The sequence below is a fragment of the Pedobacter folensis genome (assembly GCF_056490665.1).
On sequence record NZ_JBWJIF010000001.1, the window covers coordinates 1,301,699 to 1,327,348 of the forward strand.

Here is a 25,650-nt window from a genome sequence, read left to right on the forward strand (position 1 = left end):
TTACTGTAAGTAACACTAAATCAAAACTTAAATTAGTAATTAATACGGATCGACATCTATTTGTGTAAAAACGCCTTTAAATTCTTTGGTTGCATTAAACTGCGTGAGGGTTTCTCTTAATGCATCTTTAACTTTTTGAATGGCAGTATGTTTATCTGCTTTGATAATGATTTGTTTAATATAAAGGTTCCGCACCCTGCTTACCAAAGGTTGTTCGGGACCTAAAACGCGTTTACCAAACTTTCCTTTAAGGATATTCGCCAAAGTAAACGCAGCGTGATCCAGAACATGTGAATCTTTATGTTTGATGTACAGGAATATCATCCGCGAAAACGGTGGATAAAGAAATTTCTCGCGTTCAACAATTTCGTCGTTGTACATTCCCTCATAATCGTTATTGACCACCTGTTTAATAATGCGGTTTTCAGCATCATAAGTCTGGATACAAACATTCCCCTGATCGGCCCTTCTACCTGCCCTACCCGCAACCTGCGCCAATAGCTGGAAACTTCGTTCGTAAGCACGAAAATCGGGGTAACCTAAAAGTGTATCGGCATTAATTACCCCAATAAGATTCAGGTTATCGAAATCCAGTCCTTTGGCCACCATCTGTGTGCCAATTAAGATGTCGGTTTTCTTCTCCTGAAAATCATTTAAAATTTGCTGCAGTCCATTTTTTGTCCTCGTACTGTCCATGTCCAACCTGGCGATGGTCACCTCCGGATAAAGTAACCTGAGTTCTTCTTCAATCCGTTCCGTACCAAATCCTTTTTGTTCTACATGTACCGAGCCACAAGCCGGACAGATATTTACGCTACTTTGCTGATAGCCACAATAATGACAATGTAACTTGCCGCTGCTTTTATGATAGGTTAAACTTACATCGCAGTTTACGCATTTCGGGGTATAACCACAGGTTGCGCAGATCAGAATGGTGGCATAACCTCTCCTGTTCTGGAATAATACAATCTGTTCTTTTTTAGACAGCGCCAGATCAATATCTTTGATCAATACACTCGAAAAATAAGAACTCATCGTTTTTTTCTTCGTTTCTTCCGAAATACTGACTACCTGCTGATTAGGAAGCTGAACTCCACCAAAACGCTCTTTCATTTCTACGAGTCCGTATTTACCCTGTAAAGCATTATAATAACTTTCCAGAGATGGCGTAGCTGAACCTAAAATAACCTTGGCCTGATGCAGATAACCCAGATAAATGGCTGCATCCCTAGCCTGATAGCGTGGTGCCGGATCATATTGTTTGTAAGAGGGTTCGTGTTCTTCATCAATCACAATCAGTTTTAAGTGTTCGAAAGGCAGAAAAACTGCTGAACGGGCACCAAGAATAACCTTGTACGCGCCAGTACGCACTTTATTCCAGATTTCTACCCGCTCGCTATTGTTAAATTTAGAGTGGTATACCCCAATTGAATTGCCAAAATAGTGCTTAATCCGTTCTACAATCTGGGTGGTTAAAGCAATTTCGGGCAAGAGGAACAAAACCTGTCCATCTGTATTTTGTATAATTTTCTCAATGAGCTTGATGTAAACCTGCGTTTTTCCGGATGCGGTAACACCATGCAGTAAAACTACCTCTTTCTCTTCAAAATACTGATTAATCTGACTTAATGCTTTCTGCTGACCTTCATTCAGTTCGAAATTCACACTGAATTCTTCATCATGCGCTGCCAAACGGCTAACCGGCCTTTTCATTACCACAAAAATATCCTTATCGGTTAAAGCTTTTAATGCGGCAGGTCCGCAATTGCTTTCTTCTAAAAGCTGTTCCTTAGAAATCGGCAGGTTAGATTTTTGTAATTTCAGGTAAGCCAGTAAGGCATCTAATTGTTTAGGTGCCCGATCCAAAACATTAAAAAGCTGTTTCAGATTTTCTTCATCGCTATAAAAATCGTTTAATATGATGAACGATTTAAGCAACGGTTTATATTTCTGCACCACCTCTTCAGCCACCAGAACCAGTTCTTTATCCAATAAATGATTGATGATCGGATAGACGGTTTTCTGCCCAAGGAGCTTAGAAACATCATTAACGGTAAGTTTCTGCTGCTGTTTCAGTGCATTGATAATGATTTCTTCCTTATCGGTGAGTTCGGTATCTTCATTGTAATCTTCGCGAAGAATCAAAATCGTTTCGCTGGCCAGTTTTAAACTTGCTGGTAGAGCAGCCGCCATTACATCGCCTTCGTTGCACATGTAATAATTGGTCATCCAGGTCCAGAATTTGAGCTGGGTAGGTGTAATTACAGGCTCGGTATCTACTACATCGATAATATATTTGGCCTCATAAACTGTTGGCGGTACCGTGCTGATTCCACTAATTAAAGCGGTATAAATTTTATGTTTTCCAAATTGCACCACTACCCGTTTTCCAACGGCAATCTGGTCGTTTAAATCAAAAGGTACACGATAGGTATAGTTTTTCGCCAAAGATAATGGCAAAATAACTTCAACAAAAAGTGTTTCTCTTTCTGCAAAAATATCACTTTCGAAAGTATTCATTATTTATCTTTAAATGCCGCAAAAAAGAGCATTATCCATCCCAGTACAAATAAAAGCCCGCCAATTGGTGTTATTGGGCCAATAAATTCAGTAAATCCTAAATGCGATATGCTTCGGGTAGCCAATAAATACAACGACCCTGAAAAAAGGATAATCCCAAAGGTGAAGCAAAAGTAAGCGATATTAATGAGCTTGTTCCGATAACGGGCAAAGGTAGAGAGATATAATAGCGCAAATGTATGATAGAACTGATAATCAACACCTTTTTGCCAAATTTCTAATGATGGTCCATCGATTAAGGCTTTTAAACCATGAGCACCAAATGCGCCAAGTAAAACAGCAACAGCACCAAAAAAAGAAGCAGTAAGAATTATTCGTTTATTCATAGTTATTTGCAAGTAGCAATCGCTAAATTAATAAATTGACAAAGAACTTCTCACTAATCAATGTAATAAATTAAATTTGTTGCACAGCAGATGAAAAAAATCGTAATTCTAACAAGTGCATTATTTTTAGGTGTAGCCTTTATGGCTTACCTCTATTTTTCAAAATTGGGTACAGATAATGATGCGAAAGACCTGGCGCTGCAATCGGCAACCAATAATGCAGCATTGGTGTTTTCTTTTCAGAACGACAAAGGTTTTTACGATATTATTGAAGGGCAGCAACTTATCCAGCAGGTCTTGGGAAAGGACAAAATGAGCCTCTTAAAACAGCTGAAAACAAGCATTATTGATGACCATCTGCTCAACAAACAACTGAAAGATCAGCAGGTTTATATCAGTGTATTACCCGATTCGGATAAAACCTTGAATTTCTTATTTACCATACAGATACAGCATGATGATGATATCAAAAAATTCTATGAGCAGTTAAAACTTAAAAAAGCGATCAGTGAAAATGCTAAAGACCTGTATACCGTGAAGTTAAATGACAGCTTATCGGTTTATTTAGGCGTGCATGGCCAGGTATTAACGGCTTCAACATCGCTTAAACTGATCAATGATGCAAATGTACGTTTAACGGAAAATCCCTTTACTGAGTACATTAAGGAGAATAACCGGCAGATCAAAAATGTATTGGCCCACGTGTACATCAATTTTAACCAGGCGCCGTTATTACTCAAAAATATTATTGCAGGCAACATTAACGGAGAAATTGCGCTGTTTAACCAACAGAACAGTTTTGCAGTACTCAATTATAATTTCAGTAAAGAAAGAATTCTTTTTAGTGGCAATACCGAGTTAAAAGATCAGCATAATTACCTTAAACTATTCGAAAACACCGCTGCACAAAATACCTCTTTACAAAATATCCTGCCTGATAACACGGCAAACTACGCCCTGTATGCTTATGATGATTACGGCAAATGGCTTAAAAAATTAACGAACTGGCAAGCGCAAACTAAAGTGGCTACTAAAGCCAATGCAGTTATTAAAAATATCAAAGGTGAATACCGGATAGATTTGAATGCGATATTCCCGGCTTATACAAAAAATCAGTTTATTCTTTTTCAATTAAGCACAACCGAAAAATTAGGGGCTATTGCTTTAAGCAACGGCGAAAAGGTAAAACAGCTTTTGCTTGATGTAAGTGCAGACTACAATGAAGATATTAAGTTATTTAAATCATCCGATATCCTTTACAGTTACTTTGGCGAACCATTTAAAAAATTCGGCCGGCCTTATTATACCATTGTAGATAATAATTTGGTTGTGGCCAATAATGCGAGTACGGTTCAATCATTTTTAAATGATTACAAGCACAACAGGCTTTTAATACAAACGCCACAGTATTTAGATGCGGTGAACCAGATTTCGACCACCTCGAATGTGAGTTATTACATCAACACCAAAAATTCGGCAGATATTTTCAGGAATAATATTCAGCTTCCATTTTACAAACATTTGAGGGCAGACAGTGGTTTGAAAAGTTTCGATACTTTTTATTACCAAATGAGTGCAGACAAAAACAAGTTTATCACTAACTTACTTTTAAACAAATATTTACAGGCAGAAATACCAGATTCATTAAGTAACCGTTAATAAGGAAACCATCCCAACATACTATTTTACATGAAGAAACTTTTACTTGCGTTACTGGCAATAGCTAGCTTCGGGGTTGCAAATGCTCAACAATATGCGCTTTTCGGTACTAAAACCATGTTCGATGCATTCGAAAATCCATCTCAAAAATCTTTCACCTTAGATTCGTCACGAAGATTTTCTTCTAATTTCTTCCTACCCTATTTTGGAACAAATGCCATCAATAAAGGAAGCTCTAAGTTTGCCATAAGAAGATTAACACAGGAAGGTGTTTTTGATACAAAAAGTTTACCAATCGGCACCGGAGAAGTAAATCATTTTTTCGAAAACAGCAATATCTATGTTGCTGCATTCAGGCTTTTCAAATCTTACAAGTATCAAAAAGAAATGGGCTTTTCGTGGCAGATCAGGTCTGACGCTCATATCGATTACACCAATGAAACATTGGCAATTTTTGATTCGTTCGAAAGGTTTACGCCCAACCAGCAGTATACCGGAATATTCGATACCAAGGGTTATGAGCAGAGTTACCATCAATTTAGCTTTACCTACCGCGAAAACTGGAATAAAAGGCTGGCATTCGGTTTAAAAGCAAGTGTATTAAGCGGAATACTTTATAACAAATTAAATGTTACTGACTCTTATTTATACATTGATCCTGAAGCGGATGCACTGTTAATTGGCTTAAGAGGAACTTATTCCAGCAATTTTTCAGATTTTAATGAAGTAAATAAGAAAAACTTCTTTCCCAACTTTAAAAACCCGGGTGTATCTTTAAGCTTTGGGACCAATTACACGACTAAAAAAGGCCTGTTCTTAATGGCGAATATTAAAGATTTAGGTTTTATCTGGTGGCGAAGTAATACGCAACGTACGATGATAGATCAATCGAAAATTATTGAGAACATCGAAAACAACCAATCGAATACCAATCAGGAAATAGAAGATATTTTTCTCCTTTCGGAGCAGAGCAAAAAGTTTTTAGCCCCTACCAACGCCAAACTTGATGTTTACCTGTCCAAACGATATGGTTTTTACAAACCAGGATTGGCTGTTTCGAAAAACCTGTTTTACAAAGGTGGAGACATTGCTTTTGTAAATACCTTTATTGCCAACGATTTTTCGGGAAGTATTACACCCTTATACAACTTAAATGGCGTTTTTATGGTTGGGTTGCAGGCAAAATACCAAACCCCTAATTTTGAATTGTTTATGGGCACCGACAATTTGGTCGCGACCAGTTTTCAAACACTGGGAACGATTAAAAATGATGCAACTATTGGCAGTGGTCCTAATGGTGCTTCTTTTTACATGGGTGTAGGCATTAAATTCGGCAATGTGGTCAACCATCCGCAATTTGCCGACGTTATACCAGGTATAAATGATAATGAAGGCGGAAGTTTCTTTAAAAGTTTATTTTCAATCTTTAAAAGGAAATAAGCTACTTAACCCTGTGCCTGTTGTTTTTTAGATTGCGTAACGACAAAATCTTTCAGGTAAAAAGGTTCGAAATAAGCAACATCTTCAAATTTACTTTTGCTGAAAGCTTCATTCGCTAATCGCGACATGTATGTTGCAGAATTGAAATTAGCCGCATCGAATTTTGCATTTTGATGTGTTAAAACTTCAGCACACTTGGCAGCCCCATCACCTAAAAAAGTAACTGTTTGTTGTGCTAGATAATCCGTGAAACTGTCTTCGTCGATAATTTTGGCTTCGGTGGGTGTGATTATATTTAAGGAGTGATCGAAAATTGAGGTATAAACTTCCATCCTACGGGCGTCAATCATCGGGCAGATTAAACCAGCATAATCAGGATTTTCTGCCAGGTAACCAGCTGCCATCATTTCTAAGGTTTCGACGGCAATTAAAGGCTTATCTAAAGCATAACACAGACCTTTAGCAGTAGAAACACCAATCCTTAAGCCGGTATAAGACCCCGGCCCTTTACTTACGGCAACGGCATCTAATTCCTGGTAACTTACTCCTCCGGTTTTAAGCACGTCATCAATGAACAAAGTTAAATTTGCCGCATGCAGGTTCTGTCCCTGCTCCTCTTTAAATGAAAATGTTTTGCCGTTGACAGATAGTGCTACAGAACAAATTGCGGTAGCTGTTTCTATTTGAAGTATTTTAGCCATTGGACAAAGATATTAATAAAATGGAAGATGGAAGAGGTATTATGGAAGATGAGCTTGAGATTGAGCGTTATCCCGAAGTCTTGAGTCTGAAGTCCATAGGCGATTGACCAGTTTGGAGCTGGGCGTTTGGCGTTTAGAGTCGATTAACCGCTAGCCCTAATAGACCATCTCAAGATAGTGGCCATACACAAATGACTAATGACAAATGAACTAACTCGAAGTTGGAATCAATTAATCGATTGATCAGTTTGGAGCTGGGCGTTTGGATTAAATGACGGCCGCATCAACCAATAATCAAATGACAAATAAATCAATAACTAATGAGCGATGCCAACAAATGAACTAATGACCAGTGAACTAATAAACCTCGCTAAGGAACAGGATCATGACCATGTTTGCCCCATGGATGGCAACGGCCAATACGTTTCAGTGCCAGCCAGCCACCTTTAAATGGGCCGTGTTTTTTAATGGCTTCAACCCCATACTGTGAGCAGGTTGGTGTAAACCTGCAATTTGCGCCGAGCATTGGCGAAATGGCGTATTGATATACTTTAATTAAGCCTAAAAAAAACCATCCAAAAATTTTATTGATGAATTTCATTGGGCTGGATTAAATTGTGAAAACGCTTAAAAGTAGCAATCAGTTTTTTCTCGATAAAGGCAAAATCATATTTTTCTTTACCCACAAATTGAATGGAAATCAAAAGCAATCCCCGGTCAGCAGGTAAAGGCAGGTATAATTTATCTTGTTTATGGAGGCGATAAGCTTCGCGTATGCGGCGCTTGAGCAGATTACGATCTACTGCCCGTTTATATCTTTTTTTAGGAACGTTGATTACCACCTGCGCTTGTACATCAGCCGGTTGATCGACAAAAAGATAAGAAATCCGAAAAGGGTATAATAAAAAAGAAGAACCGTTTTTAAACAACAGGTCTAAATGTTTCCTGCTGCATAACCGTTCTTCTTTCCTGAATGTGTACATATATTTTTGATTGATAACTGCAGATTTTGATCTGCCAATCCCGAATTAACGGAAAAGCAATCAAAAATTATGCTTTATGCTTGCGTTCGTCAGAAACTGTTAATCTTTTTCTTCCTTTAGCACGACGTGATGCTAATACTCGTCTGCCGTTAGCTGTTGCCATTCTTTCGCGGAAGCCGTGTTTGTTTCTTCTCTTTCTTTGCGAAGGTTGGTATGTTCTTTTCATGACTGTATATTATCTATTGTAAAATTAAGAGGTGCAAATATAAAGCGATTTCTCTACAAATGCAAGAGTGATTAATTATTATTTTTTCTATTTAAATGCAAATGTAATAATTCTTTTGAAAAAGATGCCTTAGAGGCATTTATAAATATCTTATTGTACGTTTTATTGTTTTATCAAACGCGTCTACAACCTATGATTCGTCCTGATGGGACCTATCGTGTGGAAACATCTTTGTTAGCCTGTATTTTCTTGACATGTTCCAAAGGCGATCGTCCTGTGTCCTGAAGCTTCGGTATCAGCATCTTTCCTGCTATTAAGAGCTCCTTGTCTTTAAAAAACTATTTTGTGGTAACAAATATTATTATTTTTTCCGCTCTCTGCCGCGGGGGCATGGTAGTTTTTCGCAGATCATGGTGTTTTATTTGTGCTCAAGAATGCTGGCGCATTTTGGAGCGCCAAAGTACCCAAAGCGCTTTGTCAATCCGGCAGGTGGCTTCTCACTGCCCCAGGCTTATCAAAAAAACAGCGGCACTTCGTTTAATCAGGATTTGTTTTTATTTTCTTTGTCTGATTGAGCCCTTCGGGGTTTGTGTTCAATATCTTTTAAAAGTTGGGAATCATGATTATTGAACACAAAACCACTGCGTTTAAGGTTTGGTAGTGCTATTTGTTCTATTCTGTAACTGTTTTTTTGATTTTTCTGCCACTTGGGATTGACGACGTTCTTCGGCAAAACCTGAACTTTATTAATGTTGGTTAGCAAAATGCATAAAAACCCAAATCAAAATATGGGTCTACACGATGGGACGGGCTAATGTTCTCCTTTCACACGATTACCTGTGTTATTTATTTCATCAAACGTTCCTACGGAACGAAAATATGCATATGGCATTTTTTCTACCAATGATTCGTTCCTATGGAACGAAATTGGCAACCTGTAACTATATCCCTTGTTATTAGTATAAGGCGCTAGAAAGGCGCAAACCATTAATAGCAGCACAGCAGATGTGAAATAAACCTGATTGGAGTGATCCCGATTCTTCATCGGGAATAACGAAAAGCAGGACTAACAATAACTTCAGCACTCAATTGCTTTCCAAATAAAAACGGTTTATTTCTGTCGGTGAAACATCGACCGATAGATTCAATCAAAGGGCAATTTACAAGCCTAGTGCGGCCTTCAGTTTCACGTAACCCGTTTTACTCACTGGCAGCCAGATATCAGACTTTAACAGTACCACATAACTATCTTTCTCTTTTAGCTCAATTTTGGTTACCTGTGCCAGATTAATGATGTACGACCTGTGTATGCGGATAAATTGGCTGACATCGAGCGTTTGTTCGAAATAAGCCATGGTTTTGTTCTTATAGAAAGCACCATCAGTGGTACTTAATTTCACATAATCATCATCGGCCTCTAAATAGTTAATATCAGCAACCGGGATAATTTTAATTACACCATCTTTTTTAACCACTACCCTATTATTTTGGGCAGGACTTAAAGCTGCCGCATCCAAAACAGCCTCGGTATTTTCTTTTTGGTTTAATTTGTTCGGTAATTTTTTAAGGGCTGCATCGAAGCGCGATTTATCAATGGGTTTAAGCAAATAATCTACCGCATTAACCTCAAAAGCTTTAATGGCATATTCATCAAAAGCCGTGGTAAAAATTACGGCAGGTTTATCTTCAACCAGCTCGAGCATTTCGAAACCGCTGATTTTAGGCATCTGTATATCCAGAAAAATTAAATCGGGTTTATGCAAAGTAATGGCTTTTAAACCTTCAAACCCATCACCACATTCGGCTACAATTTCTATTTCTGCATGATCTGAAAGGTAATATTTTACAATATCTCTTGCTAAAGGCTCATCGTCAATTAGTATTGTTCTGATCATTTTTTTGTGGAATTTTTAGGGTGGTAATATATAAATTATTTGCCTCAATATCGGTTTCTAACAGGTGGGTATTCGCAAATAACAGATATAACCTGCGTTTAATGGCACTTAAACCAAATCCGGTTCCCCCGGCAGCCTTCATTTCCGGATCAAAAGGATTTTGTACACGTAATTGCAAAATATTATATTCAACAGTAACATCTATTTTAATTGTTATACCTGCCGAAGTGTTATAAAGTCCGAATTTAATGGCATTTTCTACAATGGGCTGCAACAATGTACCTGGTAAACAAAGATTTAAGGTATCATCGGCAACATTAACCTCGATGTTTAACCTGTGGCTGAACCTTACCTTTTCGATATCGAGGTACAACTGGATGTATTCCATTTCTTCCTCTACCGAAACCCATAACTCATCATCGCGTTTTAGGGTACCGCGAAGAAAAGAAGCTAATTTTGTAATCATTACTCCAGCCTCTTTCGGATTAACCATGGTTAGTGCAAATACCGAATTTAAGCTGTTAAAAAGAAAATGCGGCTGTAATTGATGCCTTAATTTATTTAACTCGGCCTCTTTAGCCAAACTTTTGGCTGCTGATAGTCTTTCGTGTGTTTCTGACTGTTCTTCTAACCTATACCATAAAATATTGGCTAGGGCACACCAGGCTAAACACATAAAAGAAATTAAACCCCTGAAGGCAAAAGAAAAATTGTAGAAATCCTTGTACTCTTTATAATCGGAAAAAATATAGAGCACCACATATTTTGATGCATAAATAATTACAAAAGTAAGTACAAGTGTGATGATCAGCACATACAGTATCCGCTCATTTTTCGGCTGGTAATACCCAAGCATATTACTAATACCAATGCAAGCCAAAGCCAGCAAAAAGTTATTGGTTAAGCTATCGGTTATCGATATCCACCAGGAAAAATTAACTACATAATGCAATCCGACACCACACAATACCGTCCACACTATTGCAATGGTAAGCGAGATTTTCTGTATTTGCGGAACGGATAAGGGTCTAGTTGTCAAAATGGTTTTGATTAGTTAATGATTTATTGCGGTGCTCCAGCTTTTCCAGGTATTGTGTAACCGATTTAGGCTCAACAATCCTCGAACTTACTTCTACACCATCAGCAAGTTCTTCGACTGCCGATATTCCGCCTACACCTATAAACTTCCATACTACTTTATCACCGTTACAATTATTAAAAGGAGGATTAAAATGTACAGCATTCAATTTAGCTTTATCTAAAGCCTGCGCAATCCCATCTGCTTGGATTAAACGCGTTTGTTCATTAAACTGGGGTGTATGTTTTCCCTCACCACAAATTACCTGATAGATACAATTTACTGCAAACCATTTCATAGGCGATGTTTTATCATAAATGTTTAGAAACTTTTAATTTCGATGCCTCCAAATAAGGCCGTCCCATCTAAAATCAATGTTTTTTTCATCTCTGCTACCGGCATTACATGCGATCTTTTATCTTCAACACTACCAAATAATGCCGTTACGTTCGATTTTATTGCCCAGTTTTGGGGTACAATTAATTTAATGCCTCCAAAAACTGCTGTTACATCAAGCGATGCGGTTTCAGGAAAATCAGCCTGAGTCATTACAATATCTGCTCCTCCAAACACCGCGGTAATATCGCCACCCTGAAAATTTTTAGAGTAAACGGTTTGGTTACTGCCCCCGAAAACGGCTACCACCTCTATAACATCATTATTATTTGCGGTTTTCTTATCGGTCGTTTCATCAAAATCAAAATCCGTATTGTGCTTATCTTTACGTTTTTTCTTAAACCCCCAAACATCCTTTGGCCTGAAGATTAGAAAGCCACCCACGATAACCAAACCAATACCTAAAGCATATTTGGATAGATTTAAATCCAGACCAGGTATATTATCTAAGGTATTGTATGTACCGATCAAAATCAGGATCAGCCAGGCTATTCCTTTAAAGTTACGACGAACGCCGATAAATACACCAAGTACAATTAAAAAATTAGACCAGCTGAATATCCATCGTGGAATGTTTAGTCCCATATTATTCAATAGAAATGCAAATCCGATGATGACTATGATGAAACCGCTCCAAACCCTTCCTGAGTTTTTGAGCTGGTTGTTATCGTTATTATTAATATTTTCCATTTGTGTTCATATTTAATACCCAAAAGTATTGATAAGCACCCGACCATAACAGGCCTGACTTGCAAAAACTCGGTAAAGGGCGGTAAGTGCCCTTATTTTATCGGTGAAAATTATTTTGTTATTTTGATGGCATGAAATTTTCCCTATTAATGTTTGTTCTTACTATTTCTACCGGCTTATATGCACAGGAAATAAGTAGCCATTACAAGATTTACGATGTAAAAAAACAGAAATCCATATCCATAGATGACATTGTTGCTGACATGGACCAGGCAGATGTTTTATTCTTTGGCGAAGACCACAACGATTCTGTAGGGCACTACCTGGAAGCGGCTCTTTTTAAAAAACTCCATTCAAAATATCCGTTGAAAACGGCACTGTCTTTAGAAATGTTCCATACCGACGTACAACCTGAAGTAGACGAATACTTAGCAGGCTTAATCTCGGAAAAGAACTTTATTAAAGAAGGCAGGGCCTGGGGAAATTACAAAGATTATAAACCTTTAATAGAATACGCCAAACAAAATAAGTTAAAAGTTATTGCGGCAAATGCGGCAACGCGTTATAGCAATGCCGTTACGATGGGCGGACTTAAAGTTTTAGAAAATTTCCCCAAAACATCATTCAATTTTTTACCACCTTTACCTATTGATACGGCCCGGGGTAGATATTATGAAAAATTCACAGAAACTTTGGGTGGCCACAGTATGGGCCCGATGAAGATTTACCAGACACAAAATTTATGGGATGCCACCATGGCCTGGTCTATCAATAAGTTTGTTAAGGCAAACAGGGGGATGAAGGTGTTTCAGCTTAACGGACGTTTCCATAGCGATGAAAAGCTGGGAACATTAGCCAAACTGGCTCAATCTAATCCAAAATTAAAAATCTTAAATATTTCATCATTTTCTGATGAAAGTTTTACCAATCCCAACTGGGAAAAATTTAAAAATCTTGGCGATTACGTCATCATAACCGATCCAACAGTAAAAAGGAGTTATTAAAAAAAAGCCGCCCCAATTTGACATCGGGACGGCTATTGTATGTTATGCTTTTGCTTTTAATAAATCTCTGATTTCTGTTAACAGCACTTCTTCTTTTGTAGGCACAGGGGCAACAGTTGGCGCAACAGCTTCTTTTTTCTTCAGGTTATTGGCACCTTTGATGATCAGGAAAAGAACAAATGCAACAATAATAAAGGTGATGACCTGCGAAAGGAAATTACCGTATTTTATTGCTGTACCTGCAATAGTAAGCTTGCTTAAATCTTCCAGCCCTGCTGCTTTTAATGCCGGACCCAAAACCGCTGGCGTAATTATATCTTCAACCAAAGAGCTAACAATTTTGCCGAATGCAGCACCAATGATTACACCGACAGCCAAGTCAAGTACATTTCCCTTAACTGCGAATTCCTTAAATTCTTTTACAATGCCCATATTTCATTAAGTTTTAGTTTTTTATTTACTAAAGTAGCAAACATTAAACTCAATACAAATGTTTAGCAAATAATTTTAAAACCGGACATATCGATAGCATTTAGGTCAAATCAGCAGAATATCTGAAATCTATTGTTTATTTTTGCCCCATTCTTTTATATTTACTATGCTAAAGCAACACTTACAACAAAAATTATTACAAAAGTTATCACCACAACAAATACAGTTTATTAAACTGTTGCAGGTGCCAACCGTTGCATTAGATACCCGTGTAAAAGAAGAACTTGAAGAAAATCCAGCGCTTGAAGATCCGAGTTTAATGACTCAGGATGAGCCAAAAAGCGAATACGATGATTTAAATGACGGGCCGGAAGATTACGAACAATCATCAGAAGATACCAGCATGGATGAATTTAATGTAGATGATTATTTACAGGATGATTCGGCCAATGATTATAGTACCAACTACAATAATGGCGACGACGATGAGGAGAAAAAAGAAACCCCTATCGCCATTGAAAGTACTTTTTTTGAAAGTTTACAGGAACAATTAGACCTTATTCCCCTCTCCGATCAGGATTTTATTATTGGCAAGCAAATTATAGGCAGTTTAGATGATGATGGTTATTTACGCCGTCCGTTAGGCTCTATGATCGATGATCTTGCTTTTTCTCAAAACGTAATGGTTGAGGAAGAAGATGTACTGGAAATGTTAAAACTGATCCAAAGTTTCGACCCTCCAGGCATTGGTGCAAGAGACCTGAAAGAATGTTTATTGATCCAGTTAAAAAGGAAAGATCCGAATAATCCGATTATAGTTAAAGCAATGAATGTTGTCGAAAACTATCTGGATGAGTTTACCCGTAAACATTACGATAAATTAGAAAAAAGTTTAGGTTTAGATAGCGAAGAACTTAAAGAGGTTGTAAACGAAATTTTGCGTTTAAACCCAAAACCAGGTGACGCGAATCAGGTTACGACTAAACAAATGCAGATTATTCCTGATTTCCACATCAGTAATAATGATGGCGTGTTAATTTTGACCTTAAATTCGAAAAATGCACCTGAATTAAAGGTAAGCAGATCTTACCAGGAGATGTTTGAGCATTACGACAAAGCCTCATCAAAAGATAAAAAGCTGAAAGAAGCAGTTCAGTTTGTAAAACAGAAGCTCGATTCGGCAAGGTGGTTCATCGATGCCATTAAACAAAGGCAGCAAACTTTGTTAAAGACTATGAACGCCATCATGCACTATCAATATGAATATTTTTTAACGGCCGACGAGCGGAAAATGCGCCCGATGATCTTAAAAGATATTGCCGATAAAATTGATATGGATATTTCAACCGTATCGAGGGTAGCAAACTCTAAATATGTACAAACTGAATTTGGCACTTTCTTATTAAAATCTTTCTTCTCAGAAGCGATCCAAACCGAAAACGGTGAAGAAGTTTCGAATAAGGAGGTTAAAAAAATATTGGAAGACTGTATCGGCAACGAAGATAAACGCAAGCCATTGGCAGATGAGAAATTAACCGAAATTTTAAAAGAAAGAGGTTATAACATTGCCAGAAGAACTGTGGCGAAATATCGCGAGCAGATGAATATTCCGGTAGCAAGGCTTAGGAAAGAACTTTAGATCAGTTTTCAGTTGGTAGTTGACAGTTATCAGTTTTAAGTTAGCCGTAAATTAGCATTGCCAAACAGAAGTTTTCTATTGTTGTGACTGGGAAATGAAAAAGTTCACTACGCTTGGCAGCTTCAGTCCCGCTTTCTATTCCAATCAAGCTTAAGCACAAATTTTTGCGCACCCTGCAACCTCAGAAATGAAAAACTGCCCTGGCCATTTAGCCCCGGTTGCAGCGTTACCCTGCAGCGAAGAGGTATGACGAAGCGAAGCGTAAAAGCGTAAAACGGGAGGACATTTATTAATTTGTACAGGCCCTGCGCTCCAAATATAAGCTGTGAATACAGCGATAAAATCGCCTTTCTCCTCCATCCTCGTTACAAACAAGGGCGATGAATAAGTTTTCGGCCTATCGCCCACTGAAAACTACCACATTTTAATATACGATGGTACTTTGTAGATATTGTTCAACAATAAGCCCAGTACAATTTCGTGGCTGCCATTACTTACCTGATTTAACTCCGATGTTGTAAAATCGTACGAGTAGGTTAAATTGACCATTTTACCAATGTTAAAGCCTGCCATTGCGGCAAAGGAGTCGTCTTTACGGTAACTTCCACCCAACCAGATTTTATCTTTAAAAGCGAGTTTAAGGTTGACATCAACAGAAACAGGTGCAGGCGAAACATACTTTACCATTACCGATGGCACTGCAGCAATCTCATCATCAACGAAAAATTTATATCCTGCAGTGGCAAAATAATGTGGCGCTTCTTTACCCAAATTATAGCTGTTATCACCTGTGAAACTTAATTTCTGCGGCAAAATTTGCTGTACAGATAAACCTGCAAACATCCTGGCACCATATAACCATAAACCAATACTCAGATCGGGCTTTACCTGATTTATTAATGCCCTGTTCATAATCGGATCTATCGGTGTATCGAAAGTAAGTGCATTCACATCTAAAGAAATACTCGAAATCCCCGCTGCAACACCTGCCGAAAGATTAAAATTATTACTGAGCTGCAGATGATAAGCATAAGTGACATTTGCATCCAATCTTTTTATCGGACCGGTTTTATCTAAAACGGCGGTTACGCCCATGCCATGGTGCGATGGTGATGACATGTAGTTTTGCATATAATTACGGTCCATCGGATTACCGGTTTGCTCAGGGAAAGAGGTTAACGCATTACTCCATAATTGATTATCGCCTAAGGCCCAGTGTGCAGATACAAATGAAGTTTGAGGTGCATCGGTAATACCCGACCATTGTTTACGGTAGCCAGCTTTAAAATCAAGGTAATTTTCAATTCCTGAAAGCGCCGGATTTAGCAGATACTGATTAAAAATGTATTGGGTATACTGTGGCTTTTGTTGTGCACAAACCTTAAATGTTGCAAAAAGAGCAAATATGACGATGAGTTTTTTCAATTTATCTGATTATAGTGAGCGGTCCTGTTATTGTTTTTCTTCCGTTACGGGGGTTGATGACATAATAATAAACACCTACCGGAAGTGGTTCATTTTGGTAATTCCCATCAAAAGGAATTTTATATCCATTGCTAAAAAATACCTTATTCCCATTTCTGTTAAAAATTTCGACAGTTGCATTTGGGTAAGATTCTAAATATTTAATAATCCAGGTATCATTTACATTATCGCCATTTGGTGTAAAGGTATTGGGTGGATTTAATACTTGCAAAACTTTAACCAAAACTTTCGATGTTGTGGCGCAGCCATCAGGCTGTGTGGTTGCTGTAAGCGTATATTCTGTATCGCTATCTGGGGAGGCAATGGGATTTAATACATCCGTTTTGTTCAAACCTGTTGCAGGTGACCATTTATACTTCAGGTTAGTACCTTCAGCAGTGGCAGGGATTTCGATCTGTCCACCTGCTAAAATGTAAACCAATGTACCTGCATTAGCAACGGGCGATTTATACACTTCGATTGTATTGGTTATGGAGCTTGGACAACCATTATCACCTGTAAAAGTATAAGTGATGAGGTGTGGCCCAAGTCCGGCAATTTTCGGATTAAAGGTACCATATTCTTTTATGCCATCGCCACTATATACGCCTGGTCCTCCATTCATTTCTTCCCCAGCTTTCTGTTTCGCCTGCGTAATTAAAACGGTTCCGTCGGCCTCGCAAACCGGAGCCATATCATCAAACACCAATTGCGGAACGGGTTTTAAGGTAAGCGTTTGATCTAAAAATTTAGAACAGTTTTCTCCGGAATAAGCAACAAGCCTGATGTTAAAAGTTCGGTCAGTGGTGCCGCCAAAAGTATCATACTTTATCACAAAAACTTCGTTATTACCCGGATAAGGGATGGTTTTATAAATAGAAGTTTCTCTGCCAAAATCTCTGTAAATCTCAATCTTTGTGATGTTACCTGTAAATACGGTGGATGTATTTTTAATCATGATATCTTCACTCACACAGCTATGATCGTTCAAAATTTCAAAATCTGCTGCTTTAACATCACCATTTACCGTAAATGGTTTTGAAACGAATGCCTCACATCCATCCTGATTTTTCACTGTCAGAATCACATTATAATTACCCGTGGCTGCAGGCGTAAAAGCACCATCTACTCCTGTGGTTGTGGCGATTACATTATTGTTATTGTCAGTGTACTTCCACTCAAAAGTTAAGCCTGTTGTAGTTCCATCTGCATTTTTGGAAATATTTTTAAACCTGGCTACTCCATCTGCTAAACAAAAATCAGGAAGCTCGAAATCAGCCGATTGCGGATCAATGACAGTTACCATTTTGCTTTTCAATACACTCACACATCCTTTATCGCTTTCCGTTATTAAAGTAATGGTATAAGACCCAATAGCACTGTATTGGTGAACGGGATGCTGTTCAGTTGAAGCCGTACTTCCATCACCAAAATCCCAGGTCCATTTCACGATAGTGCCCGGGCTTTCAATCGTCGATTTTTCAGTTAAAATAATCGGTTTGCCCACACATAAACCTTTCACATCAAAATCGGATATGGGTTGAGGATTAATCACAATTGGAAATGCCGAAGATGTTTCTGAACATTTAGAATCTGTCGTAGCCGTTAAAACCACATTATAAGTCCCCGGACGATCATAAATATGAACAGGGTTCTGCTCAGGAGATGTTTTCCCATCACCAAAATCCCATAACCACTGTGTAATACTTCGCGAATTTGAATTGGATTCACTTTTATCCGTAAACTGAACACCAGTAGACTGGCAACCCGTAGCCGGTAATTCAAATGCCGCTGTAGGCTGATTATCAACCGAAAAATCGATAATCAATTCTTCAGTATTACCACAATTATCGGCATTTGGTTTAGTTGCAATTACTTTAAACTGATAATCACCAGGATTTGGATAATTCAGGTCGTTAGGATACTTGTAGGTGTAGTATGTATTGTTGTCATTTGGCCTGGTAAAGGTGTTTATTGCCACGGGGTTATCATCGGTAAAACGTGCTGCGCCCTCAATCTCCCAATCTATTTTAGTGGCCTGGTAAGGTAAATTTATCGTTAAACTAATGGGTTCTCCTAAGCAACCGCTGCTAATAGGTTGTCCCGTAACCGCACTGGTAGGCTGAAAAGTAAAATTCTGAATATTTGCCCCGGCTAAATAAGCATAAGACTCTACTGCTCCGTAACCATATGAAATTGCCGAAAAACCACCTGCCGCAGATAACCTGTGCTGGGGTTGTGTATTGGTCACGTCAATTACAGCATAACTAAAAGTGTTATCAATAGTGGTAAAATTATTCACCGGGTTACCATCCAGCCTAAATGAAGCTATATCTGCTGTTTTAATAATTACATTAAGATAGTACCTCGTGATCTGGGTAGGAACGCCTACCGATCCCAAATCAGAGAAAACCGTAATATTATTTAGCGTTTGTTCAACCGGGTTAAGTACTGTTATTTCAGGATCGCCAGGAAATTGATATTGGTTGGTATTGGTTCCATTGTTTAGGTTGCAAGTTTGCGAAGTTTGGTATTGTGCCACCGCAATTGGTTTCGAACCTGAAATTACATTTGCTGAAGTAGTAAAAAAGGTAACCACTGCTCCTTTATTGTAAGGATTAGAAAGCGGAGTTCCATTGGCATTAGTGGTGCTCCCATTTACGGTTAAAACTGTATTGTCATCAGCTACAATAACCCTCATAATATCGGTATTACCATGAAGGGTGTTATAAAAAGGTGCGGTTACAAAATTCTTTCCCCATGCAGAAACCGGAAAAACCTGTTGGTACAGGTTATCTCCCCCAGCTGGATTACGACTATTACCTTCATTACAAAAAGCTGCCCAGGTATTACCTGTAAATACGGCTATAGGATTACAGTTTAAGGCTTTGATGTGGCTCCCGGTTAAATCACCAACTGATTGATACTGATAAACATCGCCTCTATTTAACTTAATGGTAAAAGTGGCATCAGCGTTTCTTCCTCCGTATCTTTCGTTTTGTTTAGGCGTAATTTCTACATCAGTATTATCAACTGTTGCTACAATTGTAAATTGCGAAAAACCCTGTTGATTTCCATGATTTTCATAACTAAAGGCATAATACTCTTGTCCCAGCGTATTGGTTGGCAAGACTAAGGTACCACCCGTACGGGCATTATTGGAAATAATACTATACAATGATATGGCCTTCGTTGTAACCACATGAATGGCTTTATTGGGTTCTATTAAATTGGAGCTGCCCATCAACACCGCGTAAGTATTGGGATTGATTACAAATGGCAAACAGGTATTTGCAGGTATGGTTGCACCTGCCGGAGAAACTAAAGTATTACCAACATAAACTTCATATTCGGTAGCCTGATCTGCAGATAAAAACAAGGTTAACCTTGACCTATCTCCATCAATATGCCCTGCATAAGGAACATAAAAATCTTTTCCCTTATTTGATGTGTTTTGAGCAAAAGACAAGGACCTTGCAAAAAGCAAGAAAAACAAAACCAATAACCAATGCCTGCTCATTACCTATCAGTTTAGTTTGAAAACGTTATACATGTTTGTTTGATTAGATATGCAATATACTATTAATCAAATCACAAGAAAAAACAATTATTAGAATTTTAACAATTTTTAAGTAGAAAAACGGCCTTTCGTGTAATAAACTGAATGAGTAGTGTAAAAAAGTTTCAGATGCGAAAGTAATGAGTTAGAAAAAGGAATATCATGTAAAACAAAAAAGCCACCTTATTAAAAGTGGCTATAAGATAAATATTCAGTTATTGCCTTGATCGGACTGATCGCCGCTACCGTATTTTGCAGAGAAATCTTTAGCTTTCTCATCTGCAACACTATCGTTATGATCTTCAGGTTCCAGATTTTCGTCTAAGCGGTCGTTCCAATCATTTAATCCCTTTTCAGGATGTTTTGCATTTTCTGCTGTAAAATCAGATTTTGATTTAGCCAGATCTTCTTTTTTATTTTCCATGTTGGCGTTTATTTTAGATAAAACAGTGCCGCTAACAGAAAGTTTGGTTCAGTACGATTATTTAACAGGAGGTTCATCTTTGGCATCCTTAAATTCTTTCACACTTCTCCCAATTCCCCTCATCAATTCCGGTATTTTTTTACCACCAAAAATAAGCAGGATAACCACTCCTATTAAAATAATTTCTATTGCAGACATATCTTTATATTTTTCACAATATACGTTAATTCTTATGAAATGGATTGTTAGTGATTGGGTTAATCGGTTAATTGTTTAAATCGGCGAATTGACAAAACTACAGACTTAAGCCTTCGGACTAACGATAGGATAGTTTACACCAAACGCCAAGCGCCTAACCCTAGACTAGCAAGGCATTTAAAGTCCTTTTTTTGATTTTAGGGACCGCGCCATGGCGCATAAATTCGGCAAAACCTTTTAATTGTTTGATCGACTTAATGGCTTCGTATCCTTCATAAGAAGTTCTGATTTTGTTTAGCAGCATGGTATCTGTTTTAAACAGATCACTTTCAACCAATATCCCTTTATTCAGAAATTTCTTAATCAGTTCGGCCATTTTGCCATTGGCATATAAATGAAGTGGTAATTTAAACATATCATTATTGAGCTTCTCGAAAGCTTCATTGATCCAAAGCACCTCAGTTTCTACATTTACGGCTATTTTTCCATCCTTCAAAACAATGGAAGTCAAAAATTCGCGGGCACGCTGACGGGAAATTATTCCACCATGAACCCCATCCCGTAAAGTATAATCCAAACGATCGGCACAGAGCGCTGGTAAGGGTTGTTCTAAAATATCAAAAGTACCGTACAAAATCTGGTTAACATTGTATCCATAATTTAACAGTACATCAGGCACTTCCGATTTACATAAAACTTCTGCAAAAACCTTTTCATGATAATCTTCATCTGTATTGTCGAAAACATAATCTCCCACATGAGAAAAAGCAGTATGCGAAATATCATGCAGCAAGCCGGCAATTTGTTCCAGTTCTGAGCCACCTAACATCCTGATCAACATGGTTACGCCAATGGCATGCTCCAGTCGCGAATGGCAGATATCCGGGTTGACCAAAAATATAGCCCCGCTTTGATGGATCCCGCCTAACCTTTTTAAAGCATCCGTATTTAACAGATCAGAAAATACCGCCGGCAGTTCCATTTTGCCATACAAAAAATCGTTTAACTGGATCATGTTGCTTTTTTTACTTATAAGGAATAATCAGTAACAAAAATACTAATTATTTTAGTTTTATTATAAAAAATTATCCACATTAAAACTTTTATAAACTAAATTAATTAGCCACAAAACTACTTTCAAATATTTTGAAAGCTATTATTACAATTTCATGATCAACAAAAAAGCAGCAGTAAAAACAAGCCTATAAATTAAACGTTATACTTGTAAAAAACAGCTATATGGCAACTGCTCAGCAAATTAGAAAAGCATATCTAGATTATGTTTTAACCAACGATGAAAAACCAAAATCGGTTTATATTTTTGTGAAGAAGCTAAAAATTACTGAGGCTGATTTTTATCAGTTTTTCTCTTCTTTCGAAAGCATAGAAAAAACAATCTGGTTCGAACTTACTTTCGAAACCATTAGCAAAATCAAAGAACAGGAAGTTTGGCCCCAGTATACTTCCAGGGAAAAAATGCTTTCTTTCTTTTACAGTTACCTGGAAAACCTGAAAAACGAACGGAGTTTTGTGATTTACAGTTTAAAGAATCACCATGGTAAATTTTCTACCCCTGATGTTCTGGCTGGCGTAAAACCCATTTTCGAAAACTTTGCTCAGGAAATCATTGAAGAAGGTTTAGATAGTGGCGAACTTGCTGAACGTCGTTTTCTAAGCAAGCGTTATAAAGATGCTTTATGGATTCAGTTTGCCTTTATTGTTAATTTCTGGATCAACGATGATAGTGAAGGTTTTGAAAAAAGCGACGAAGCCATTGAAAAAGGCATCAATGTCACTTTTGATCTTTTTCAGCATTCGCCAATTGATAATTTATTGGAATATGGAAAGTTTTTATCCAGAAATGGGAAGTTTGCAGATAAGATGAGGTTTTAAATACCAGATGAAGACACAAAAAAGTATTCCAACTACCAAGGTAGAGCGTTCGGCAAAGTTTGTTAAAACCGGTATTCAGATTGGGGGCAATTATATTAAACATTACTCCAAAAAACTGTTTAACCCTGAAATGGACCGCGAGCAGCTAAACGAAGATAATGCCACCGACATTTATAAATCGCTGAGCGAATTAAAGGGAAGCGCCTTAAAAATTGCACAGATGCTGAGCATGGATAAAAATATCCTGCCAAAATCATATGTAGATAAATTTACCCAGTCGCAATACAATGCCCCGCCCCTTTCGGGTCCATTAATTGTCCGGACTTTCACCAAGAATTTCGGTAAAACACCTGAAAACATTTTCGATAGCTTTAACTTAAGCTCCAGCAATGCAGCTTCTATCGGACAGGTACATCAGGCAACGCTTAATGGTAAAAAACTGGCCATTAAAATTCAATATCCAGGTGTAGGTGATAGCATTTCTTCTGATTTAAAACTGGTAAAACCTTTCGCTTTCCGTTTATTGGGCATGTCGGAAAGGGAATTGAATATCTATATTAAAGAAGTTGAAGAACGTTTGCTCGAAGAAACAGATTACGAACTGGAAGTTAGGCGTTCAATAGAATTTTCTGAAGCCTGTAAAAACCTCTCTCATGTGGTTTTTCCGAAATATTATCCCGAATTATCTGGAAAGCGGATCATTACCATGGACTGGATTGATGGCTTACATTTAAAAGAGTTTTTACAAACCAATCCTTCTCAAGCGCTGCGAAATAAAATCGGTCAGGCGCTGTGGGATTTCTACAACTTTCAACAGCACGAACTCAGGGCGGTACATGCCGATCCACATCCGGGAAATTTTATGATTACCCCTGACGAAAATTTGGGCGTAATTGATTTTGGCTGTATTAAGGAAATGCCTGATGATTTTTATTACCCGTTTTTCTCTTTAATTTCTACCGATGTAATTCATGATAAAAATAAAACGATAGATGCTTTTAGAAAACTGGACATGATTCATGCAGACGATTCTCCTGAGCAGGTTGAGTTTTATCATCAATCGTATAGAGAGATGATCAGCCTGTTTGCCAAGCCTTATACCAGTAAATCTTTCGATTTTAGTAAACCTGACTTTTTTGAGCAACTGTATAGGTATGGTGAAAAGATTTCGAAAATGCCGGAATTTAAGCAGGCACGGGGCGTAAAACATTTTATTTATGTTAACCGGACTAATTTTGGCCTGTATACGATATTACATGAATTAAAGGCAACGGTTAAAACAGATACTTATAAACCAACATTGAATAGATAAACTATAATGAGGGGATATTCAGTTTATTTTGATTGGGTTATTGTTAATCCATCAAAATAATTTCCATTTTGCAACGCTATAAACAAGAGTCTATCAGCATTTGTTGTATTCTGATTCATGATAATAATGATTTTGTTTCCATCTTTTCGCTCAACCTGAAAATCAGTGTGATTTACAACAAAATTCAAATCAGTTTCTTTGATGTTTTTTACATCAACTATTGCATTGTTATAGGTAATACCATTTAACCACCAACCTGTAGATTCGGACGTTATTGTGATTGAATTTTTACTGGAATTAAGAATGGCTGTTTTCTGAGATAATTTTATATTATCGTCCCATTTCCCAATTTGTTTCCCGCAGGAAATGGTAAAAAAGAATAAGATTACCAATGAAAGATAAAGGATATTTTTTTTCATAAAACTTGTCTTTTTATTATTTCTTGGGATAATAAAACTAAACAATTCTATTTAAAATTATGAATTTTTCTTTACCACTTCAACCATATGATCGATATCAAATGGTTTTTCGATATAGTCATCAGCTTTGCAATCTTCGGCCTGTTGTGGTAAGTTATTTGATGTTGAGGTTAGCACGGCCGATACATCTTCGGTTTCAGGGTCAGATTTAAGTTCTTTAATCACCTCTGATCCTTTCTTTTTTCCCTTGATGTGATCATCTACAATCACTACATCGGGTTCAATTTCATCTATTTTATCTATCGGCTCGGTTGTCAATGATGCCGTAACATCAAAGCCTTCCTCTTCCAATACCTGGTCCATTATATCGAGGATATCTTTATTATCCTGAACAAGTACAACCTTTTTCTTCATAAATAAACAGACTAAATTCTCACTAAAGATAAAGAAAAAGACTAATCCAATAATAAATCTTAAAATATTTTACAATTGGTTAGTAAATGTTGCAGGTTTTCGTCTTGAATTAATGCCTGTTCGTCGAGTATTACCTATCGATTGTATAAAAACGCAACATGGCCTGCAACGTTTTTCATTTCATTGCGTCTTATCTACAAAACTACAACAAAAAGACTTAAACATTTAAATAACAATTAATTAACATTTAATTTATTAAATAAAAATATTATGAAAACCTCAATCAAAACCCTAATCGCAACTTCATTAACAGCAATCGTTTTATCTTCGGCAGTATTTACTACAAGTGTTTCTGCAACAGAAAAAGAACCGGATGCCATTTTAAAAATATCGGCTTTTAAAAGAATTTCTGTAAAAGGAAATGTAGAAGTAACCATTATCCAGCGGAGTAATCCTGGCATTTCTTATACTGATGACAACACCGGAACAGCAAAAGTAATGCAGGATGGTGATAATTTAAAAATCGCTTCTACCAGTACCGAAAAAGCAAAATTAACCGTTTATGTAAACGATTTTTACAGAATTGAAGCTTCAGAAAATGCAATTGTTAAAACAGAAGGAAAACTAAGAACTAAATATCTTCAGATCTTTTTAAAAGGAAATGCACATGCCGAAATCAATACCAGCTCAGAAGGTTTATATACTGTAATTTCTGATCAGGCAGATTTAAAATTAAGTGGTTCTACTGATAACCATACTTTAGTAATGGGTAAATCGCAAAAATTAACCATTGATAGATTTGCAGCTTTGAAAACCAACATCAGTTCTGTAGAAACTGTGGCTGTTGAAAAAGAAATTGCCGCAATCAAATAATCATAAAACACACCAATGAAACAAGGCTTTCTGATCGCAATCAGA

25 protein-coding genes are annotated in these 25,650 nt (G+C 37.4%); 7 read left to right on the forward strand and 18 right to left on the reverse strand.

The genetic code is table 11. The annotated features are described in order from the left end of the window. Positions 1-39 precede the first annotated feature (39 nt). Both priA and AC04QZ_RS05285 read right to left on the reverse strand, forming a co-directional pair. Positions 40-2,520 carry a replication restart helicase PriA gene (priA, locus tag AC04QZ_RS05280; protein WP_478356862.1) on the reverse strand — a complete coding sequence of 827 codons (2,481 nt, stop codon included), beginning with the start codon at positions 2,518-2,520 and terminating at the stop codon, positions 40-42. After that, a complete protein-coding gene (locus AC04QZ_RS05285; protein WP_029279875.1) occupies positions 2,520-2,906 on the reverse strand; it encodes a DUF423 domain-containing protein in 387 nt (128 codons plus the stop codon). The genes priA and AC04QZ_RS05285 overlap by 1 nt, the downstream gene beginning before the upstream one ends. Positions 2,907-2,996: 90 nt before the next feature. On the opposite strand from AC04QZ_RS05285, the gene AC04QZ_RS05290 reads away from it, so the two are divergent. Beyond that, the gene (locus tag AC04QZ_RS05290; RefSeq protein ID WP_478356863.1) at positions 2,997-4,565 is read left to right on the forward strand and encodes a hypothetical protein; all 1,569 of its coding nucleotides are present in this window, start codon (positions 2,997-2,999) and stop codon (positions 4,563-4,565) included. A 30-nt stretch (positions 4,566-4,595) separates the two neighbouring features. After that, positions 4,596-6,005, forward strand: a complete 1,410-nt coding sequence (locus AC04QZ_RS05295; protein ID WP_478356864.1) for a DUF5723 family protein — start codon at positions 4,596-4,598, stop codon at positions 6,003-6,005. Positions 6,006-6,010: 5 nt separating this feature from the next. Here the strand turns inward: AC04QZ_RS05295 and tsaB are convergent, their stop codons facing one another. The 8 genes from tsaB to AC04QZ_RS05335 form a co-directional block, all read right to left on the reverse strand. Further along, on the reverse strand, positions 6,011-6,706 hold the full coding sequence (tsaB, locus tag AC04QZ_RS05300) for a tRNA (adenosine(37)-N6)-threonylcarbamoyltransferase complex dimerization subunit type 1 TsaB (protein ID WP_478356865.1): 696 nt from the start codon (positions 6,704-6,706) through the stop codon (positions 6,011-6,013). Positions 6,707-7,076: 370 nt separating this feature from the next. Continuing rightward, complete coding sequence (yidD, locus tag AC04QZ_RS05305) at positions 7,077-7,307, reverse strand: membrane protein insertion efficiency factor YidD (protein ID WP_057934022.1); 231 nt, start codon at positions 7,305-7,307, stop codon at positions 7,077-7,079. Then, the gene (gene rnpA / locus AC04QZ_RS05310; RefSeq protein ID WP_478356866.1) at positions 7,291-7,689 is read right to left on the reverse strand and encodes a ribonuclease P protein component; all 399 of its coding nucleotides are present in this window, start codon (positions 7,687-7,689) and stop codon (positions 7,291-7,293) included. Before rnpA ends, yidD begins: the two co-directional genes overlap by 17 nt. A gap of 67 nt (positions 7,690-7,756) precedes the next feature. Continuing rightward, complete coding sequence (gene rpmH, locus AC04QZ_RS05315) at positions 7,757-7,915, reverse strand: 50S ribosomal protein L34 (protein WP_010601723.1); 159 nt, start codon at positions 7,913-7,915, stop codon at positions 7,757-7,759. A gap of 1,160 nt (positions 7,916-9,075) precedes the next feature. Continuing rightward, positions 9,076-9,810 (reverse strand): LytR/AlgR family response regulator transcription factor, encoded by a 735-nt coding sequence (locus AC04QZ_RS05320; RefSeq protein ID WP_478356867.1) that lies wholly within the window; start codon positions 9,808-9,810, stop codon positions 9,076-9,078. After that, positions 9,788-10,849 carry a sensor histidine kinase gene (locus AC04QZ_RS05325; RefSeq protein ID WP_478356868.1) on the reverse strand — a complete coding sequence of 354 codons (1,062 nt, stop codon included), beginning with the start codon at positions 10,847-10,849 and terminating at the stop codon, positions 9,788-9,790. Before AC04QZ_RS05325 ends, AC04QZ_RS05320 begins: the two co-directional genes overlap by 23 nt. Next, positions 10,839-11,186, reverse strand: a complete 348-nt coding sequence (locus AC04QZ_RS05330; protein ID WP_478356869.1) for a DUF4288 domain-containing protein — start codon at positions 11,184-11,186, stop codon at positions 10,839-10,841. Before AC04QZ_RS05330 ends, AC04QZ_RS05325 begins: the two co-directional genes overlap by 11 nt. Before the next feature lie 23 nt (positions 11,187-11,209). Then, the gene (locus AC04QZ_RS05335) at positions 11,210-11,974 is read right to left on the reverse strand and encodes a LiaF transmembrane domain-containing protein (protein WP_478356870.1); all 765 of its coding nucleotides are present in this window, start codon (positions 11,972-11,974) and stop codon (positions 11,210-11,212) included. Positions 11,975-12,105: 131 nt separating this feature from the next. Here AC04QZ_RS05335 and AC04QZ_RS05340 point away from each other — a divergent pair, with 131 nt between their 5' ends. Then, the gene (locus AC04QZ_RS05340; protein ID WP_478356871.1) at positions 12,106-12,978 is read left to right on the forward strand and encodes a ChaN family lipoprotein; all 873 of its coding nucleotides are present in this window, start codon (positions 12,106-12,108) and stop codon (positions 12,976-12,978) included. 42 nt (positions 12,979-13,020) lie between these two features. Here AC04QZ_RS05340 and mscL read toward each other — a convergent pair whose 3' ends face one another. After that, the gene (gene mscL / locus AC04QZ_RS05345) at positions 13,021-13,410 is read right to left on the reverse strand and encodes a large-conductance mechanosensitive channel protein MscL (RefSeq protein ID WP_086546707.1); all 390 of its coding nucleotides are present in this window, start codon (positions 13,408-13,410) and stop codon (positions 13,021-13,023) included. A 166-nt stretch (positions 13,411-13,576) separates the two neighbouring features. Here mscL and rpoN point away from each other — a divergent pair, with 166 nt between their 5' ends. Continuing rightward, positions 13,577-15,049, forward strand: coding sequence for an RNA polymerase factor sigma-54 (gene rpoN / locus AC04QZ_RS05350; RefSeq protein WP_086546708.1), 1,473 nt, complete (start codon positions 13,577-13,579; stop codon positions 15,047-15,049). A 414-nt stretch (positions 15,050-15,463) separates the two neighbouring features. Here the strand turns inward: rpoN and AC04QZ_RS05355 are convergent, their stop codons facing one another. The 5 genes from AC04QZ_RS05355 to AC04QZ_RS05375 form a co-directional block, all read right to left on the reverse strand. Next, positions 15,464-16,474 carry a PorP/SprF family type IX secretion system membrane protein gene (locus AC04QZ_RS05355; protein ID WP_478356872.1) on the reverse strand — a complete coding sequence of 337 codons (1,011 nt, stop codon included), beginning with the start codon at positions 16,472-16,474 and terminating at the stop codon, positions 15,464-15,466. Between the two features lies 1 nt (position 16,475). Continuing rightward, positions 16,476-20,033, reverse strand: a complete 3,558-nt coding sequence (locus tag AC04QZ_RS05360) for a PKD domain-containing protein (RefSeq protein WP_478356873.1) — start codon at positions 20,031-20,033, stop codon at positions 16,476-16,478. 250 nt (positions 20,034-20,283) lie between these two features. Then, positions 20,284-20,496 (reverse strand): hypothetical protein, encoded by a 213-nt coding sequence (locus tag AC04QZ_RS05365; RefSeq protein ID WP_086546712.1) that lies wholly within the window; start codon positions 20,494-20,496, stop codon positions 20,284-20,286. A 57-nt stretch (positions 20,497-20,553) separates the two neighbouring features. Beyond that, on the reverse strand, positions 20,554-20,694 hold the full coding sequence (locus AC04QZ_RS05370; protein ID WP_086546713.1) for a Sec-independent protein translocase subunit TatA/TatB: 141 nt from the start codon (positions 20,692-20,694) through the stop codon (positions 20,554-20,556). Between the two features lie 160 nt (positions 20,695-20,854). After that, positions 20,855-21,709: an HD domain-containing protein gene (locus AC04QZ_RS05375; RefSeq protein WP_478356874.1), complete on the reverse strand. Its 855-nt coding sequence runs from the start codon at positions 21,707-21,709 to the stop codon at positions 20,855-20,857. A 224-nt stretch (positions 21,710-21,933) separates the two neighbouring features. Here AC04QZ_RS05375 and AC04QZ_RS05380 point away from each other — a divergent pair, with 224 nt between their 5' ends. Beyond that, entirely contained in the window at positions 21,934-22,587 is a 654-nt protein-coding gene (locus AC04QZ_RS05380; RefSeq protein ID WP_478356875.1) for a TetR family transcriptional regulator C-terminal domain-containing protein, read from the forward strand. Positions 22,588-22,594: 7 nt separating this feature from the next. Beyond that, positions 22,595-23,899 carry an ABC1 kinase family protein gene (locus tag AC04QZ_RS05385; RefSeq protein ID WP_478356876.1) on the forward strand — a complete coding sequence of 435 codons (1,305 nt, stop codon included), beginning with the start codon at positions 22,595-22,597 and terminating at the stop codon, positions 23,897-23,899. A gap of 23 nt (positions 23,900-23,922) precedes the next feature. On the opposite strand, the gene AC04QZ_RS05390 is transcribed toward AC04QZ_RS05385, so the two are convergent. Then, a complete protein-coding gene (locus tag AC04QZ_RS05390) occupies positions 23,923-24,318 on the reverse strand; it encodes a hypothetical protein (RefSeq protein ID WP_478356877.1) in 396 nt (131 codons plus the stop codon). A gap of 57 nt (positions 24,319-24,375) precedes the next feature. Further along, a complete protein-coding gene (locus AC04QZ_RS05395; protein ID WP_086546717.1) occupies positions 24,376-24,732 on the reverse strand; it encodes a response regulator in 357 nt (118 codons plus the stop codon). A gap of 270 nt (positions 24,733-25,002) precedes the next feature. Between AC04QZ_RS05395 and AC04QZ_RS05400 the strand changes: the two genes are divergently transcribed. Further along, complete coding sequence (locus tag AC04QZ_RS05400) at positions 25,003-25,605, forward strand: GIN domain-containing protein (RefSeq protein ID WP_086546718.1); 603 nt, start codon at positions 25,003-25,005, stop codon at positions 25,603-25,605. The last annotated feature ends 45 nt before the right edge of the window (positions 25,606-25,650 follow it).